Source organism: Amycolatopsis alba DSM 44262 (assembly GCF_000384215.1).
Lineage (GTDB): Bacteria > Actinomycetota > Actinomycetes > Mycobacteriales > Pseudonocardiaceae > Amycolatopsis > Amycolatopsis alba.
This window is the reverse complement of the sequence record NZ_KB913032.1, coordinates 66,293-83,015: the sequence shown is the minus strand read 5'-3', so window position 1 is coordinate 83,015 and position 16,723 is coordinate 66,293. Positions and strand designations below refer to the sequence as shown.

General features: G+C 68.5%; 13 protein-coding genes. 7 read left to right on the top strand and 6 right to left on the bottom strand.

Annotated elements, in window-relative coordinates; translation table 11 throughout:
• Nucleotides 1–21 precede the first annotated feature (21 nt).
• Nucleotides 22–1,839 carry a glycoside hydrolase family 76 protein gene (locus tag AMYAL_RS0100380; protein ID WP_020629316.1) on the bottom strand — a complete coding sequence of 606 codons (1,818 nt, stop codon included), beginning with the start codon at nucleotides 1,837–1,839 and terminating at the stop codon, nucleotides 22–24.
• Between the two features lie 172 nt (nucleotides 1,840–2,011).
• Between AMYAL_RS0100380 and AMYAL_RS0100375 the strand changes: the two genes are divergently transcribed.
• A complete protein-coding gene (locus AMYAL_RS0100375; protein WP_020629315.1) occupies nucleotides 2,012–2,341 on the top strand; it encodes an effector-associated constant component EACC1 in 330 nt (109 codons plus the stop codon).
• Complete coding sequence (locus tag AMYAL_RS0100370) at nucleotides 2,338–4,938, top strand: caspase family protein (protein WP_020629314.1); 2,601 nt, start codon at nucleotides 2,338–2,340, stop codon at nucleotides 4,936–4,938. Before AMYAL_RS0100375 ends, AMYAL_RS0100370 begins: the two co-directional genes overlap by 4 nt.
• A 44-nt stretch (nucleotides 4,939–4,982) precedes the next feature.
• On the opposite strand, the gene AMYAL_RS0100365 is transcribed toward AMYAL_RS0100370, so the two are convergent.
• Nucleotides 4,983–6,227: a PucR family transcriptional regulator gene (locus tag AMYAL_RS0100365; RefSeq protein ID WP_020629313.1), complete on the bottom strand. Its 1,245-nt coding sequence runs from the start codon at nucleotides 6,225–6,227 to the stop codon at nucleotides 4,983–4,985.
• An 89-nt stretch (nucleotides 6,228–6,316) separates the two neighbouring features.
• Between AMYAL_RS0100365 and AMYAL_RS0100360 the strand changes: the two genes are divergently transcribed.
• From AMYAL_RS0100360 to AMYAL_RS0100350, 3 genes are read left to right on the top strand one after another with little or no spacing between them, the layout of a single operon-like run.
• Nucleotides 6,317–7,810 (top strand): flavin-containing monooxygenase, encoded by a 1,494-nt coding sequence (locus AMYAL_RS0100360; RefSeq protein WP_020629312.1) that lies wholly within the window; start codon nucleotides 6,317–6,319, stop codon nucleotides 7,808–7,810.
• On the top strand, nucleotides 7,807–8,706 hold the full coding sequence (locus tag AMYAL_RS0100355) for an alpha/beta fold hydrolase (protein ID WP_020629311.1): 900 nt from the start codon (nucleotides 7,807–7,809) through the stop codon (nucleotides 8,704–8,706). The genes AMYAL_RS0100360 and AMYAL_RS0100355 overlap by 4 nt, the downstream gene beginning before the upstream one ends.
• Entirely contained in the window at nucleotides 8,703–9,551 is an 849-nt protein-coding gene (locus tag AMYAL_RS0100350; protein WP_020629310.1) for an SDR family NAD(P)-dependent oxidoreductase, read from the top strand. Before AMYAL_RS0100355 ends, AMYAL_RS0100350 begins: the two co-directional genes overlap by 4 nt.
• Here the strand turns inward: AMYAL_RS0100350 and AMYAL_RS0100345 are convergent.
• The 3 genes from AMYAL_RS0100345 to AMYAL_RS45440 form a co-directional block, all read right to left on the bottom strand.
• A complete protein-coding gene (locus tag AMYAL_RS0100345; RefSeq protein ID WP_143267765.1) occupies nucleotides 9,548–10,192 on the bottom strand; it encodes a TetR/AcrR family transcriptional regulator in 645 nt (214 codons plus the stop codon). The genes AMYAL_RS0100350 and AMYAL_RS0100345 overlap by 4 nt on opposite strands.
• Before the next feature lie 87 nt (nucleotides 10,193–10,279).
• Entirely contained in the window at nucleotides 10,280–11,590 is a 1,311-nt protein-coding gene (locus AMYAL_RS0100340) for a lipase family protein (RefSeq protein WP_020629308.1), read from the bottom strand.
• Nucleotides 11,591–11,678: 88 nt separating this feature from the next.
• Nucleotides 11,679–12,863 carry an MFS transporter gene (locus AMYAL_RS45440; RefSeq protein WP_020629307.1) on the bottom strand — a complete coding sequence of 395 codons (1,185 nt, stop codon included), beginning with the start codon at nucleotides 12,861–12,863 and terminating at the stop codon, nucleotides 11,679–11,681.
• 54 nt (nucleotides 12,864–12,917) lie between these two features.
• Between AMYAL_RS45440 and AMYAL_RS0100330 the strand changes: the two genes are divergently transcribed.
• On the top strand, nucleotides 12,918–13,661 hold the full coding sequence (locus tag AMYAL_RS0100330; RefSeq protein WP_020629306.1) for an AraC family transcriptional regulator: 744 nt from the start codon (nucleotides 12,918–12,920) through the stop codon (nucleotides 13,659–13,661).
• 370 nt (nucleotides 13,662–14,031) lie between these two features.
• Here the strand turns inward: AMYAL_RS0100330 and AMYAL_RS0100325 are convergent, their stop codons facing one another.
• The gene (locus tag AMYAL_RS0100325; RefSeq protein ID WP_020629305.1) at nucleotides 14,032–15,189 is read right to left on the bottom strand and encodes a thioester domain-containing protein; all 1,158 of its coding nucleotides are present in this window, start codon (nucleotides 15,187–15,189) and stop codon (nucleotides 14,032–14,034) included.
• A gap of 340 nt (nucleotides 15,190–15,529) precedes the next feature.
• On the opposite strand from AMYAL_RS0100325, the gene AMYAL_RS0100320 reads away from it, so the two are divergent.
• Complete coding sequence (locus AMYAL_RS0100320; protein ID WP_020629304.1) at nucleotides 15,530–16,714, top strand: PQQ-dependent sugar dehydrogenase; 1,185 nt, start codon at nucleotides 15,530–15,532, stop codon at nucleotides 16,712–16,714.
• Nucleotides 16,715–16,723: the final 9 nt, after the last annotated feature.

Here is a 16,723-nt window from a genome sequence, read left to right as displayed (position 1 = left end):
GCCGCCGCAAGGCGAGGAGACTCAGGACGCGGCCGTGAGAGCACCGAGTCCACTCGCCTGGGTCCGCCAGTCGGCCTGGTTCGGCGTCCCGCCCGCCCAGCGCTGCCCGATCCGGTTCAGCGGATCGCGATCCGACGCCCACAGCGAGTCTGCCTGCCGCTTCGCGTAGTCGCGGTACGCCGTCGAATCCGTCGCGGCGGCCAGATCGGCGAGGAACCGCATGAAGATGCCCTTGAACTGCTTCTGGTTGTCGTCACAGGAGTTCTGGCCGACGTCGCACGACTCGGTGAGGACACCGTTCCTGGTCAGCACCGTGCCGCCGACAGCCGCGTCGGCCAGCCGCCGGGCCGCGTCGAGCCAGCGGGCCTCCCCGGTGGCACGCCAGATCTCGACCAGGCCGCCGATGCCCAGGCCCTGGTTGTAGGTCCAGACCTGCTGGCCGTTGTTGCGGCAGTCACCGGTGAGACCGTCGTTGACCAGCCCGGCCGCGTTGATCATCCCGCTGGCGAGATACCAGTCAGCCGCGGTCCGGGATCGTTGCAGCCACACCGAATCGCCCGGTGTCCGGCGGTGAACGGAAGCCGCGAGCCGCAGGTACAGACCACTGGTGACGGCGTTCTTGTAGGTCCGTTCCCGGTCCCACCAGACACCGCCGCCGCAGGTCCCCGGATCCCAGTACTGGTGCACGTAGGCCGCGATCGTGGTCGCCATGGAGAGGTACCGCGGATCACCGGTGTGATCGTAAGCGGCCACCCACGCCAGTCCCCACCACGCGCTGTCGTCGATCGCCCGGCTCGCGAAATTTCCCTCGATGGCGTCGGAACTGCGCTCACCGGCGGGGAAGACGCCGCGATTCCGCTCGAAGGTGCGCGCGATGACCCAGTCGTAGCGGCGGTCCCCGGTGGTCCTGGCGTGGTCGATGACCGCTGTCAGCGTCGCCGCCGAGTTCCACCAGCTGCTCGGCCACCAGCCCGGATACGGATCGTAGGAGTAGAGGAGCGCGTCGGCCGCGGCTTGCGCGCGGGTGGGCGCCGGTCGGGCCCACGCCGTGCAGGAACCCTCCTGGTGACCGGCTTCACGGCCACACGCGCGGACGGCGCCGCCGTAATGGCGGCCGCGGGGATCACGCGTCGCGAACGACACCGTCCGGCCGGTACTCGCGCCGTCGGCCACCGGCGTCCGGCCGAGCGACGAACCACCCGCCCAGCTCACCCCCGCGTCCCAGGACCGATCCAGCCAGATCTCGTCGCCCCGCGCACCGGACTCGACGGTGCCCCAGGCCATCGCGTTCCCGTCGACGTGCAGGCGGATCGTGCGCCCGTACAACGTCGTCGGCGGAACCGGCTGGGTGTCCCCGTTCGGCTGGGCCGTTCCGTCGCAGACGACATCGCAGACCTTCGGGTGGATCCACTCCGTACAGGCGACCCCGGCGGCGTCCCCGCACGCGCGGATCAGGCCGCGCCGATGCTTTCCGGGATCGGTCACGTTGTACATCAAGGTTCGCGTTCCGGTCCAAGTGCCGGGAATACTCGCTTTGCCCAGCAGTCCTTCCCACGTCGCGCCGCCGTCCCAGGAGCGGTCGAGCCAGACCGAATCCCCGGTCACACCACGATCGATGCTGCCCCAGGCCATCCCGTCGGCGTCGGACACATGCAGCCGGAGCAGGCGTCCGTCGAGCAGCTTGTCCGGAACCGGAAAGGTGTCCTGCTGGGCCCGTGAAGGGTCTAGAGTGTCGCAGGACAGCACACAGACCACCGCCGCGGCGGTCACCGGTTTCCCCGCCGGTACGGGAATCGCCGTCAGAATCAGGCAAAGCACGAGATGGATCAGCGATGACATCGTTGTCCGCCCTCGGGATCGGCCGCGCACCGGATCTGGGATGCCTTTCATGATCCGGGTTTCGTCACCGGCCGGTCAACGGGAACCACCGGTCAGATCTCAGGACAGGATTCTTGTTACGCCTTCGGCCGAGGTCGCGATCTTTAGGGATATCACTTTCGAGGGAGGTCTCGTGGAGCTGACGATCAACGCCGCCGGAGACGAACAAGCACTGAACGAGTTCTACGGCTGGCTCCGCGACGACGTGGACGTCGCCCGGTCCGCGACGATCAGCACGGCGGGGTCGCGCGGCGCGGGGGAGATGGGGGTCTTCGAGGTCATCTGCATGTCCATCGGCTCCCTGACCGGGCTGGCGAACCTGGGCATCGCGTGGGGCAACTTTCTGCGCTCCCGCAAGGAAACACCACCGTTCACGATCACCATCCAGGGTGAACTGACCGCCGAGCAACGCGCCATGCTCCGGAACCTGGACCTCCCGCTGGAGCGGGGCGACGGCGAGTGACCGGACTTCCCGATCCTCGGAAGTCGCGAGCCGTACTGGTCGGGGTTTCGGAGTACGCGACGCTCGAAGAGTTGCCGGGGGTCGCGAACAACATCGCGACCTTGCACGGCGCGATGACCGACCCGGAGCTGTGGGGGCTGCCGGAGGAGCACTGTGTCTCGCTGCTCAATCCCGAGTCCGCCGACGAGGTGATGGAGGCCGTGCATCGGGCCGCGTCGGAAGCGACCGACGCGCTGCTGTTCTACTACGCGGGGCATGGTCTGCTCGACAACCGGTTCGAACTCTATCTGGCGATGCCGGGTTCGGACAACGAGCGGCTCTACCGCTCCGTCCGGTACGACGACATCCGGCGCGAGGTCGTCGGCACCGCGTTGTCCTGCTACGGCAAAGTGGTACTGCTGGACTGTTGTTACAGCGGCCGCGCACTCCAAGGCGGTATGGGTGGCTCGGTCGACGATCTGGCCGACCAGGCGAGGGTCGACGGCACCTACGTCATGACCGCGACGGCCGAGACCCGCAAGGCACTGGCGCCGCCGGGGGAGCACTACACCGCGTTCACCGGCGCGCTCGTCGACAAGCTGACGCGCGGCCTGCCCGGCGGTCCCGAACTCCTCGACATGGAGACGCTGTTCCATCACATGAAGGCCGATCTGCAGGCCCGGCACTTTCCGGTGCCGCAGCAGCGCAGCCGCAACGACGGCAGCGCGATCGCCCTGGTGCGCAACCGATGGAACGCCGGGCGAAAGACCGTGGAGCGGCCGGCGGTCACGCCCCGCTCGCTGCCCCGGCCGCCTGCCGGTTTCGAGCCGTTCCTCCGGCGTCGTCCCGGCGACGTCTACGCAGAGGTCCAGACGTTGCGAGCGCACGGGCAGAACGAGATCGCCGAGCAGCTTCTCGTCGCTTGCGCCGCCTTGCGGCCGGACCAGGAAGTCGCGGCGATCGTCGGACTGCTCCGCCGATCCGGCGCGAGCGATGACATGGTGACGGTTCTCAGGGCTGCGTCCCGGCGCCCGCCCGAAGAGGTGCTGGGGATCCTGGAGGCCTTGCACGACACGGAGCTTTCCGAGGAAGCGGCTGCTCTGTTGTACGGGGCCGGAATCGGTCCGGTCGGTGACGCGGCGGCCTTGGCTCACCTGCTCCAGGAAGGTGGCCGCGCCGGTGAACTCGTCGAGCTCCTCGACGCCGCGCTCGACGCGGCGCAGGCCAGTTCCTCACTGATCGACCTGGTCAACGCCCTGTGGGTGGCCGGTCTGCGTGAGGAGGTCGACAGCCTGATCGGGCGCACGGTGACCAGGTTGCCCGCTCCGGCGGTGCTCACCTTGGCCGACGAACTGCGGTCCGTCGGTAGGGAAGAGGCTGCGTTCGGTCTCTACACGGCCTCGGCGGAGGCGATGGCGTCGCGTGCGCCGGACGTCGTGGCCCAGCTCTGTCACGCGATGGCCGAGGCAGGCCGTCCGGCGGACAGTGCGAAGGTGGCGCAGACGGTGATCGACAGCATGACCGAGGTCAGCCGCTTGCTCGAGATCGCGCTCGCTTTCTGGGACACCGGTCAGAAGCAGCACGCCGAACGCGTGCTGACACGGGCGGCGGAGGTGCTGCCGGATGAGGGTGTCATCACCCTGGTCGCCGAGTTGCGGGCACACGGGCACGACGACGCCGCGCACCGGTTTTGCTTACAAGCCATGGTGAACCGCTCCGCCGGTTCCATGCAGGAGATCATCACGGAGCTGAAAGAGGAGGGCTGGCCGGTTCTGGCGAAGAAGCTGCTGGAGGAGACGGCTGCCCGCGCTCCGGTGGCCAAAGTCGCCGAGTTCCTCGTCGTGTGCGCGGAGGCAGACCGGCAGCGGGTGCTGAGCGTGGCGATCGAACGTGAACAGCATGACGTGGCCGGGTTGTTGAAGTGTCTCGTGACCGCACATCCCGCTCTCGCGCGGGAATTCGCCGATCGGATCACCGCGGAGGCCGAGAGCAGGACCGAATTGCTTCCGGTCGTCATCAAAGACCTCGATCTCCGCTACAAGGAACAGGTGCTCGAGAGGGTCGTCGAGAACAACAGTGGCCCTGGCCTCGCCACCTTGTTGAAGGCGTTGCCCGGCTCTGACGCGAAGTACCTGATGTTCCTCATCGTCGGGGCAGGCCAGGCGAAATTCCTGTCGGTGGTGAGCAGCCTGCCAGGGCATGACCCGCACGCGTTCCTTCGCGGTCATCCGGTGGAGAGATTTCCCGCGCTGATCAAGGTGCTGCTCAGCCTGCCCCGTGGCAAGAAGTACGCGGACGCCGTGCTCGCCGAGCTGGCCGCCCCGGAACGGGGATTCCCTGCCATCACTCAGGAGTTGTCCTATCTGTTCGACGAGAACGAGACGATGGTCGGAAGACTCCTGCTGGGCAAGACCTTGTCCGGAAGATCCTCCAACGACCTCAAGAACTTCGTCACCGCTCTCCGGATCGAGGGCCGCCCCGCGGTACTGGCGGCCACGGCGGACTGGGTGAAGGAACACTACGAGGAGGTCGGGGCGACGGACGGCATCCTTCGCCGCATCGGCCTCCCCGAGTACGTGAGCCGCCGCTCCTTCTTCGGCAGACGCGCCAAGGACTGACGCCGCTTGTGACAGTGCTGATCGACGGGGCCATCCGACAGTTTTCAGGCCACGCTTCCCACCCACCGCAGCGTCTCCAGCGCGACAGCCACATCCACCGCGTTCTCCGCCAACGGCCGCGGAAGCAGCTCGTCGGCCCGCGCCAGCCGACGGACGACGGTGTTGCGATGGGTGTAGAGCCGTTCCGCGGTTCGCGTCGTGTTGCCCAGTTCGTGCACATAGGTCCGGACGGTCTCGCGGGTTTCGGCGTCGGCGTGCCGGAGTTCGCCGAGCGTGTCGGCGACGAATTCGGCCGCCTGCGCCGGGTCGCCGGTGAGCAGGGCGAGCAGCTGGATGTCCTGGTAGCGCGCGATCTGCTGCGGTGAGGTGAGCCGGGCGAGCATCCGCTGGGTGGCGGCGGCGTCCAGGTGGCTGCGGCGGAAGCCGTCGATCCCGCTGCCGGGCCGCCCCAGCGCCACCCGGACGTCGGGATGCGGCGCGAGGTCTTCGGCCAGCCGGTCCGCTCGCGGAGGGGTCCGGCCGGGCAGCCAGACCCACAGGGCGGCGGCGCTGGCGACGACGGTCAGCCGGTGCGAAGCGTCACTGGCCCGCATGAGTGTCTCCGCGGCGGTTTCGAGCTGCTGGGACGACGGGGTGGCCGAGCCGCTCCAGACGATCGCGGCCGTATGCGGGCCGGCGAGCGGGTAGCCCAGCTGGGCTTCGGCCAGCGAACGGCTGATGGGCGCACCCTCCAGCAGCAGCGTGACCGTGGCGCGCCGTTCGGCGTGCGCGCCGCGGGTCAGTTCCGTGCGTTCGGCGGCCATCCGTTCGGAGACCGCGGAGACGGTGTCCTCGATGAACGTGGTGATCGACAGCGACGAGACGTCCAGCAGTTCGCGGAGCAGGATCGGGTCCGAGGTGAGGTCGAAGCAGATCTCGATCCAGCGCCGCCAGGCCACCCCCTGCGCCCGCCGGTAGGCGTCGAGACCGCCGGAGTCGAAGCCGCGGCGGACCATGTCGCGGGCGCCTTCGAGTACCTCCTGGTTCAGGTTCGCGGTGACCCTTTTGCCCGGATGCTGCACGTTGGCGGCGGCCCAGTGCAGCAGGTTCGCCAGGTTCGCGCGCTTGGTCCCCTCGGTGAGCACGGGGTCTTCGGCGACCGCGCGCATGCTGCCCCCGCCGAGTGAGGCTTCGTGCAGCTCTTCGATCCATTCGGCGCGTGGATGCAGGACGATCTCCGCTCCCCGCCGGAACAGTTCACGCGCCTCGGGTGACAGGGTCGGCCACGGCGCTGCGGCACTTTGCACCATGTGTCCATCATGATGGTGCAGATAGTGCTAGCGCAATCGCCCGGTGCACCCGCATCGTGGGGGGAACCGAGACGAGGCTGGAGTACCGCATGACGACGAGCACACCCGTCGAGCACCTCGACGTGGTCATCATCGGTGCCGGGATTTCCGGGATCGGGGCCGCGCGTTACCTGAAGACCGAGAACCCCGGCAAGACGTTCGCCATCCTGGAGGCCCGCGGCACGTCCGGCGGCACCTGGGACCTGTTCCGGTACCCCGGCATCCGATCGGACTCCGACCTGCACACCTTCGGCTACGAGTTCAAGCCGTGGCGGGACAAGCAGTCCATCGCCGACGCGCCCCGGATTCTGTCGTACCTGCGCGAAACGGTCACCGAGAACGGGCTCGAGCCCAGCATCCGCTACCACCACAAGCTGCTCTCGGCGGCCTGGTCGAGTGACGAGTCCCACTGGCTGCTCGAGATCGAGCGGACCGACACCGGCGAGCGCACGCGGCTCAGCGCGGGCTGGCTGTTCAACGCGGGTGGCTACTACCGCTACGACGAGGGCTTCACTCCGGACTTCAAGGGCCGGGACCGGTTCACCGGCACGATCGTGCACCCGCAGCACTGGCCGGAGGACCTCGACTACGCGGGCAAACGCGTGGTCGTGATCGGCAGCGGCGCCACCGCGGTCACCCTGGTCCCGGCGATGGCGGGAACCGCGGCGCACGTGACGATGCTGCAGCGCACCCCGACCTATGTCATGCCGGTGCCGCGTGAGGACAAGATCGCCAACGGCCTGCGCAAGATCCTCGGCGACGAGCGGGCCTACGCGCTCACCCGCCGCAAGAACATCCGCAAGGGACTCGCGGTCTGGCAGTTCTGCCAGAAGTTCCCGAAGACCGCGCGCGGGCTCATCCGCTACGTCAACAAGAAGCAGCTTCCCAAGGACTATCCGGTCGACGAGCACTTCAACCCGCCGTACGACCCGTGGGACCAGCGGCTGTGCGCCGTCCCCGGTGGCGACCTGTTCGCCGCCATCCGCAAGGGCAAGGCCGACGTCGTCACCGACAAGATCGCGACCTTCACTGAGAAGGGGATCCAGCTCGAATCCGGGCGTGAGCTGGAGGCGGACATCGTCATCACCGCCACCGGCCTGAACCTCCAGGTGTTCGGCGGGGCGAAGCTCAGCGTCGACGGCAAGCCGGTGGTCCTGCCGGAAACGGTCGCGTACAAGGGAATGATGCTTTCGGGCGTGCCGAACGCCGCCTTCGCGATCGGCTACACGAACTCGTCGTGGACCCTCAAGATCGGCCTGCTGTGCGAGCACTTCTGCCGCCTGCTGTCGCATATGGACACTCACGGCTACGACGTCTGCCGTCCCGTCCTCGCCGATCCGGACATGCCGACGCGGCCGTTCCTGGACTTCGCCGCCGGGTATGTCCAGCGTGCCCTCGACCAGCTTCCGCGCCAGGGTGACCGGCTGCCGTGGCTGACGTCGATGAGCTACCACTCGGACATCAAGCTGCTGCGTGCGGACGACATCACCGATCCCGAGCTGCACTTCTCCCGCGCGAAGGTCAGGGAAGCGGTGAGCTCGTGACCGACAGCTTCGCCGACCTGCCAGGCGGCCCGCGGATCTGCTACCGCGAAGAGGGGCCCGCCGATGGCGTGCCCCTGGTGCTGATCGCCGGGCTCGGCCTGGATCTCACGTCGTGGCCGCGGCCGATGATCGAGGGGTTCACCGGCCGCGGCTTCCGCGTCGTCACCTTCGACAACCGCGACGCGGGCCGCTCGGACCGGATCAAGGCGCCGAATCCCGGCAAGGTCCGGCAATTGCTGGCCCGGCCCCTGCCGGGGGCGTACGACCTGGGCGACATGGCGGCGGACACCGTCGGCCTCCTGGATCACCTGGGCATCGAGCAGGCGCATCTGGTCGGCATGTCGATGGGCGGCATGATCGCCCAGACCGTCGCCGCCCGGAATCCCGGCCGCGCCCTGTCGCTGACGTCGATCTTCTCCACCACCGGGCACCGCCGGGTCGGGCAGCCCGCACGGTCGACGTTGCTGCGCATGGCGCGGCGGCCCGCCCGGACGGTCGAGGAATCGGTGGTCGGGCACCTGGCCATGATGGGGCACCTCGGTTCGGCGAAGTTCCCGCTGGACAAGGACGTCGAGACAGCTTGGGCCACCGGCCTTTGGGAACGCGCGGGAGGGCGGCGGGCCCGCAGCGGTATCGCCCGCCAGATCGGCGCGATCCAGGCCGGCGGCGACCGCACCGCCGAACTCGGCCGGGTCACCTGCCCGACGGTCGTGGTCCACGGGGACACCGACCGCATGGTCCACCACAGCGGCGGACGGGCGACCGCGAAGGCCGTGAAGGGGGCCCGCTACGTCGAGATCCCTGGGATGGGCCACCACATCGCCCCGGACCTGGTCGACCGGCTCGTCCGGCTCACCGCCGAACTGGCACTCGATCCGGCAGGAGAATCCCGATGAGCAGCGTTCGCGGCAAGGTCGCCGTCGTCACCGGCGCCGGTTCCGGCATCGGCCGCCAGCTGGCCCTCGAACTGGCCCGGCGCGGCGCGCGGCTCGCACTGTCCGATGTGGACGAAAGCGGCCTTGCCGAGACCGTCGCCGAGGTCAAGGCCCTCGGCACGGAAGTGCAGGGTGCCGCGCTGGACGTCAGTGACCGGGCGGCCGTCCTGGAGTACGCGGCCACGGTGGCCGCGCAGTTCGGTGTGGTGCACCAGATCTACAACAACGCGGGGATCGCCGGTGGCGGGCAGACCGTCCTCGACGCCGAGTGGGAACTCTACGACCGCACACTCGCTGTCAACCTCTTCGGCGTCATCAACGGCACCAAGGCCTTCCTGCCGCAGCTGATCGACTCCGGCGACGGCCAGGTCGTCAACATCTCCAGCCTCAACGGATTCATGGCCCAGCCGACGCTCAGTGCCTACTGCGCCAGCAAGTTCGGTGTCCGCGGGTTCACCGAGGCGCTGCGCACCGAGATGATCGCGGGCAGGCATCCGGTACGCGTGACGGTCGTCCACCCCGGCGGGGTCAAGACCGGCATCGCGTCTTCGGCGTTGAAGGAGGCCGCGGCTCGCGGTATCGAGCCCACCGCCGAGCAACTCGAACGCGTCCGGCTGTACAACGAAAAGCTGCTGAAGATGCCCGCCGATCAGGCCGCCCGCATCATCCTCGACGGGGTCGAGGCCGGGAAACCGCGCGTGCTCGTCGGAAACGACGCGAAACTGGTCGACAGGCTCGTCCGGCTGCTCCCGCGCCGCTACCCGAAACTGATCGTCGACTTCGAGCGGCGGCGCTTCGCCCGCTAGGGTTCCACGCTCCGGTGCCCGAGCAAGCCGAGCAGCCACGTGTAGCGGACGGCTTCGCGTGCCTGGCCGTAGGCGTCCTCGGTGCCGATCCAGATGGCCTGCGTGATCAGTTCGATGGTGGCGGCGACGACGGTGCGCGCGGTGAACGGCGGCGGTGACGGCAGCGCGGGATCGGTGGCGCGCAGCCATTCCGCCGTCCGATCGAAGACGGCTTCCCCGGCGCGCAAGGTGTTCTCCCGCGCTTCGAGCCCCGCGTCGCCGAGCGCGTAGATCTCCAACAGGACCGCGCGGACGGCCGTGGGGCGCCGGCGCACGTAGTCGACGAGGAAGTCGCAGCACACTGCGACGGCGTCCAGCGGAGTCGCGGCTTTGGCGCCCGCGGCGACGCCGTGGGTGATGAACTCGCTGGTGATCTCGCGATAGGCGGCGAGGAACGCGTCCTGTTTACCGGAGAACTGTTCGTAGAACGAGGTCCGCGAAACGCCCGCGGTGGCGGTGAGGTGGCCGACGGTGGTGGCGACGTAGCCGCGCCTGCCGACGTTCTCCAGTACCGCGTCGATCAGCCGGGCCCGCTGGGTCCCGGCGACCTCGTCGCGGCTGAGGTTGTGCGGCCCCTTCGGCAGCCTGCGGTGCTCGGTCACGTGCGGCACCGTACCGGCCCGGAAATCCGTGAAGGCCTCCTTCCCTACCTTGAGAGTAGGGAAGGAGGCCTTCACGGACCATCGCGGTCAGCTGACCGGCACCTCCGGGGCAAGGGAGTTGCCGGGCGCGATCTTCCCGCAGGTGGACGGCGCGGCCTTGCCCGCGAACCGGTCGTTGAGCCAGCCGATGGCCTGCGGCGCCCAGGCGACGGCCGCCCCGACGTGGCTCAACGTGTTGTACTGGTCGTACTTGATCGACTTGTTGCCGGTGTCGCAGTACTGCCGCGCGAGCGCGCGCACGTCGCCGGCGACCATCACGCCGTCACCGGTCCCGATCCCCGGCGGATTGCCGAAGGTGCCTTCCACGACGCCGTTGTTGCCCTGCGCGATGTAGCCGGGAACGGTGGGAGTCGGGGCGGAGCCGAGGTTGATCTTGTTCACGGCCTCGACGTACGGCAGCACCTTGTTCGGGTTGACGTACTCGGGTTTGACGAACTTCTCCCACGTCAGCCCTGGATAACGGCCGAGCGCGTCGGCGATCGACGCGTTCTCCATGTCCTTGAGCACCTGGAGGCCATAGGAATTCGCGTACGGCTTGAGATCGATGCCGAAGGAACGCGAGACCCCGATCAGCGCCATCGGAATGACGCCGGTCCACGCGATACTGCCGTTGACGTACTTGAGATTGTGCGACGGCTTGACGAGCACGCCACCTTCGGTGAAACCGACGAGATTCTTGTTGACTTCGGGCGCGTACGTCGGCGCGAGCGCGGCGGCCCAGCCGGTCGCGATGGCACCGCCCGAATACCCGATGAGACCGAAGCGGGTCTTGTCGTTCATTCCCGTTCCCGGCGACCGCGTCGCGGCACGGATCGAATCCAGGGTGTTCGTCCCGTATTCCGGCCCCGCCGCGAAGTTCGCCTTCTGGCCTTCGGTGTCGGGAATGACGACGTTGTAGCCCAGCAACAGCGCGGGCGCGATGAACAACGCCTCCGCGTTGGCGATCAGGCCACCGAACGAGACATCACCCGCGATGGCCCTCGACGGGCCGTGCTCGGGGTTGAGCGAGTCGTAGAACGACTGGTAGGAAACGGCTTTGGTGCTATCGCCGGTGAGGCTGCGCACCACCGAAGTGACGTTGGCGGACGGCTTTCCCTGCGCGTCGGTGCTCCGGTAGAGCAACTGGGTCACCTTGACCGGCGTGGGAATTCCGATGACGTGGTAATCGAGCGTCCGGGTCTTCAGGACTGTTCCGGGGTCGTACGAAGACAGCGGTTCGCTGCCGCTGTAACTGTAGAACGGATCGGTCGCGGGGGCGGCGGAAGCGGCGGGCGCGGCGGCGAAAGTGACGACGAGAGCGATCGCGGCGGCCAGCAGGCGAGCGGGCTTTCGGGTCATGACTCCCCTTTGAATCATGAAGTGGAGCACGTTTGGATGTTCGGAACCTACCAGTCGGTAACCGATGGTGTACAGGTCCGTACATCATTTATCGCCGCGAATTCGACAATATTTCCTCCGGTGGTGTTCCGGTTTGGACGGAGCACGGCTCCGGCAGGGTGCGGGTTGTGATCCAGCACAAAAACGGCAGAGCGATCAACGGGATCAGGGCCGTCCGCAAGGACGTGTGGTCCGCGACGGCGCCGATGACGGGACTCGCGAGCCCGCCGATGCTGACCGTCAGGCCGAGGGTGACGCCGCTGGCGGTGCCGACGCGGGTGGGCAGGTAATCCTGGGAGAGCGTGATCTGCAGGGAGAACGGGATGTAGAGGCTCACGGCGGCCAGCAGGACGAGCGGGAAGAACGCCGGACCCGGCACGAACACGACCCCGGCGACCGCGCCGATGGTGGCCAGATACGACCGGCGGACGACGGTGACCCGGTCCCGGCGCCCGGCCAGCCTGCTGCCCAGCAGCGTGCCCACGGCGCCGCCGAGGTAGAGCAGGAACAGCGCGGCGGTACCCGTCGCCGCGCCGCCGCCGACCCGCTGCTGGGCGTAGAGCGACACGAAGGTGCTCAGCCCGACGAACACGATCGAGCGGAAGACGACAGCCACCGACAGCCTCGTGAACGACCTCCAGTCGTCGATGCCGTTGACGTCCGCGGAGGAGTCGCTGGTGCGGGCGGTCTTGGCGAGCGCGCGCAGTACCGGCAAGCAGAGCACGGAGCCGGCCAGCGCGGGCACGACGAGCAGCGGCGACATCCGGAGCCCGCCGAGGGCCATGACCGCGGCGACGAGCACGGGGGCGGCGGCGAATCCGATGTTCCCGCCGAGGGAGAACCAGCCCATGGCCGTATGCCCGCCGCCGCCGGCGACTCTCGCGACCCGTGCGGCCTCGGGGTGATAGGCGGCCACCCCGATGCCTGACACGGCGACGAAGGCGAGCGTCAGCGCGTAGGAGTCGACGAGTCCGCCGAGGCCGATGCCGAGTCCGCCGAGGAGCGTGGCCGACGGCAGCAGCCATGGCATCGCCCACCGGTCGGTCAGCGCGCCGAACAACGGCTGCGCCACCGACGACAGCAGCGACGCGGCGAGCACGACGCCCGACACCGCCGCGTACCCGTAGGCGCGCTCGGCGGCGAAGAACGGCACCAGCGAGGCCACCGAACCCTGGTACACGTCCACGCACGCGTGCCCTGCCGACAACAGGAAGATCGCTTTGGTCTTCGACACCCCGCCATGCTCGCCGCGGGCCGCGGTGTCGTGCTTCCGATAAAATGACAAACAATGACGGAAATCCGCCACCTGCCCGAAGCGCCGACGCAGATCCAGTCACTGGCGTCCGGCACGACGATCGACGCGCACCGCCACGACGATCACCAGGTCGTCTACGCGGCTCGCGGTGTCCTGGCCATCACCACCGACAAGGGTTCCTGGGTCGCGCCCGCCACCAGGGCCATCTGGGTGCCCGCGGGGACCGTGCACGCTCATCAGGCGCACGGCGACCTCGAACTCCGGCTGGTCGGCCTGCCTGCCACCGAGAACCCGTTGCGGCTGAGCGAACCGAGCGTCCTGGCTGTCGGCCCGCTCCTGCGCGAACTGATCCGTGCGTACACCGATCCGCCGCACGACGACAGCCCGGAGCGCCGTCGGCTGCGCGCGGTCCTGCTCGACCAGCTGCGCGCCTCGCCGCAGCAACCCCTGCACCTGCCGACGCCGGATGATCCGCGGCTGCGCGCCCTGTGCGAGATCCTGAGCACCGATCCGGCCGACAATCGGACACTGGCCGCACTCGGCGCGCGGGTCGGGGCGAGCGAGCGCACGCTGACGCGGCTCTTCAAAGCCGACCTCGGCATGACGTTCCCGCAGTGGCGGACCCAGCTGCGGCTCTACCGCGCCCTGACCCTCCTGGCCGAGAACACTCCGGTGACCGCGGTGGCGCACGCCTGCGGCTGGGCGTCCACCAGCGCGTTCATCGACGTCTTCCGCCGCGCCTTCGGGCACACCCCCGGCACGCACTTCGCCCGGTGAGCCTGGGAAGCCAGGATGCGAGTGGCGATTCGGGTTCTCTTGAGAGGCAAGGCGAACGTGGTGGCTCGCCCACTCGCGTGTCCGCCGGTTTCGGGTGTCGCGAAAGCCACTTTCGAGACACCTGACGTCCCGAAAGTGGCTTTCGCGACACTGGGTGCTGCCGGAGCCCGGTGTGGACAGGTGCGAGCCGGGAGCCGGTGCTGTGAAAGCCACTTTCGCAACGGTGAAGGTTGCGAAAGTGGCTTTCGCAACGCTTCCGGCGAGGCCACGTGGCCGGAGGGCGGCAGCGGACCACCCGGCCGACACCCCCACAACGAAAAAGCGGGGCCGGTCCACAAAGGACCGGCCCCGCTTCGCGTTCGGTTCTTTCTTACGCCTCGCTACGGCGACGACGCACCAGCAGCACCATGAGCACACCCGCGCCGAGGAGCGCGCCGCCGATGACCAGCGGCATGGTGGCGGAAGCACCGGTGTTGGCCAGCTCGTTGCCGCCGCCCGACTCGGCGCCACCGGGCGTGGTGGGGGCCGGGGTGTCGGTGGCGGGCGCGCCGCCCTGCTTCCAGGTCGCGGTCGCGTTCGCGGCGACCGAGGTCTTCTCGGAGTCCGCGACGATCAGCGACTGGGCGGGGACCTTGGCGTAGTTCTCGCCCACGAACAGGCGGCCGGTGTCGAGGTGGCCGCTCACCTTCAGCGAGAACGAGCCCTCGCCGTCCTTGGTGTCCTTGGGAACGTCGACGAAGACCTTGGTGCCGTCCTTGATGGCGGAGGCCTTGATCTCCTTGCCGTCGGCGTCGACGACCTTGACGCCCTCGGGCAGCTTGCTGGTCAGCTCGGTGATGTCACCGGTGGTGGCCACGCTGAACGGGCCGATCTTGCTGCCGGTCGCACCGGAGGCCTTGGCCGGGCCGATGTCGAGGGTCGGCTTCGGCTGCGCGCTGATGCCGACGTTCTCCTTGCCGACGAGGTAGTCGTAGAGGGCCAGCACGTCTGCCGACGCCGCAGCGTTCCCGTCCATCAGCGGCTTCTCGCGGTCGAAGTCCTTGTCGTCACTGAAGTGCCAGACGGCAGCCTGGGTCGCGGTGACGGCCTCACCGACAGACAGGCCCTCGTTGAACTTGACCCCGCTCTTGCCGAGCGTGCTTTCGATGGCCTTCACGCCGACCGCCGGGTAGCCGTGGTGCAGCACCCAGTTGATCTTCGCGTTGTTCTTGTTGAACGGCGACGAGGCGTCCGGGTACTTGTTCCACGGGCGCTCGATCATGTCCTGGTCGGTGCGCATGTTGACTTCGATCTGGACGCAGTACATCTTGAGCTTGCTGCCGTCGGAGAGCTTCAGCTCGAACAGCTCCGGGACGTAGTGCTTGGGGTCCCCGAAGTTGACGCTGTAGCCCCTGGCGCCGGCGCTGTCGACGACCCGGCCCCGCGCCGCGCCGTCCTCGGCGAGGGCGGCCGGAGCGGCCATCGTCAGCGCGACGGCCGCGGTGGCGACCGCGATCCCGCCGCGAACCAGAACTGACCTGCCGTGCATGTGTCTCCCATCCGAATACGGACCACGAATCCCAGTGCCGCTTGCGACCACGGGCCCCGACCGCAACGGCTCGCCCGGATGGGGGATCAGTAATCCCATCGAGCGAGAGCGGAGCATACAGAGGTCATACATGCGGCTACTCCGGGGTATGGCCCATGTCCGAAATGCCCCGAAAGAAGAGTGAACGCCAGGAGAATGATCTTGGGCGGGTAGTGAACGGGATCCCGACGGAAAGAAACCGACAAAAAGCTCGCGGATGGAGGTACCGCCACTGCTCCGCCCACTGTTGAATTGGGCCAGCTGAATTGGACCAGACCATTCAACGGTGATTGGAGTCCCCATGACGCGACGGCACTTCCGCCGGGGGTTGTCCCTGGTGGCCGGGCTCGCCATGGCCGGAGCACTGCTCCCGGCCGCGAGCAGTGCGGAACCTCGGGAAGCACAGGGTGTTCCGCTCGGCGAGCTGACCGCCACGGCGACCCAGGTCGCGTCCGGGCTGGTCAACCCCACCGCGATCACGGCGCTCAACGACGGGAGCGGCCGGATCCTCGTCGTCGAGAAGAGAGGCGTCGTCCGGGCCTACCATCCCAGGACCGGGCTCGCCGCCAAACCGGTCCTGGACATCAGCGACAAGGTGAACGGCGCGGACGTCGAACGCGGGCTGCTCGGGCTGGCGATCGCCAAGGACAAGCGGGTTTACGTCGCCTACACCCGCAAATCCGACAGCGCGGTGACGCTGTCGCGGGTCCGGCTGGACACCGGCGAGCTCACCGAGCTGATCACCCAGCCGCATGCGGAGTTCCCCAACCACAACGGCGGCCAGCTGGCGTTCGGCCCGGACGGCTACCTGTACTGGGGGATCGGCGACGGTGGCGGCGGGGGCGATCCGCTGGCCAGCGGGCAGCGGCTGGACACGCTGCTCGGCAAGATCCTGCGCGTCGACGTCAACCGCGCGTGCCGCCCGTTGAAGTACTGCGTCCCGGCGGGCAACCCGTTCGTCGGCGTCGCGGGCGCGCGGGCGGAGATCTGGTCGTACGGGCTGCGCAACCCGTGGCGGTTCTCCTTCGACCCGGCCGACGGCTCGCTGTGGATCGGCGACGTCGGCCAGGGCCGGTTCGAGGAGGTCGACCATCTCGCCAAGGGCAAGGGCGGCGCGAACTTCGGCTGGTCCTGCAAGGAGGGCCCGGTCGTGTTCGACCAGACGCGGTGCAAGGACGGCGTGACCTACACCGAGCCGGTCTTCCACTACATTTCCGGCGCGGAGGGCTGCGCGGTGATCGGCGGGCACGTCTACCGCGGCAAGAAGTACGCGTCGCTGATGGGCGGGACCTACCTCGCCACCGACTTCTGCCAGGGAACGGCCTGGGCCGTCCGCAAGAAGACCGACGGCAGCTACGAAAGCGCCCGGATCGGGGAGTTCCCGCTCGACGCCACCACGTTCGGCACCGATCAGAACGGCGAGCTGTACCTGGCGGACGAGCGGCCCGGCGGGCTGCACCGGATCTCGTTCTCGCGCAAGGGCTGACAAAGCTCC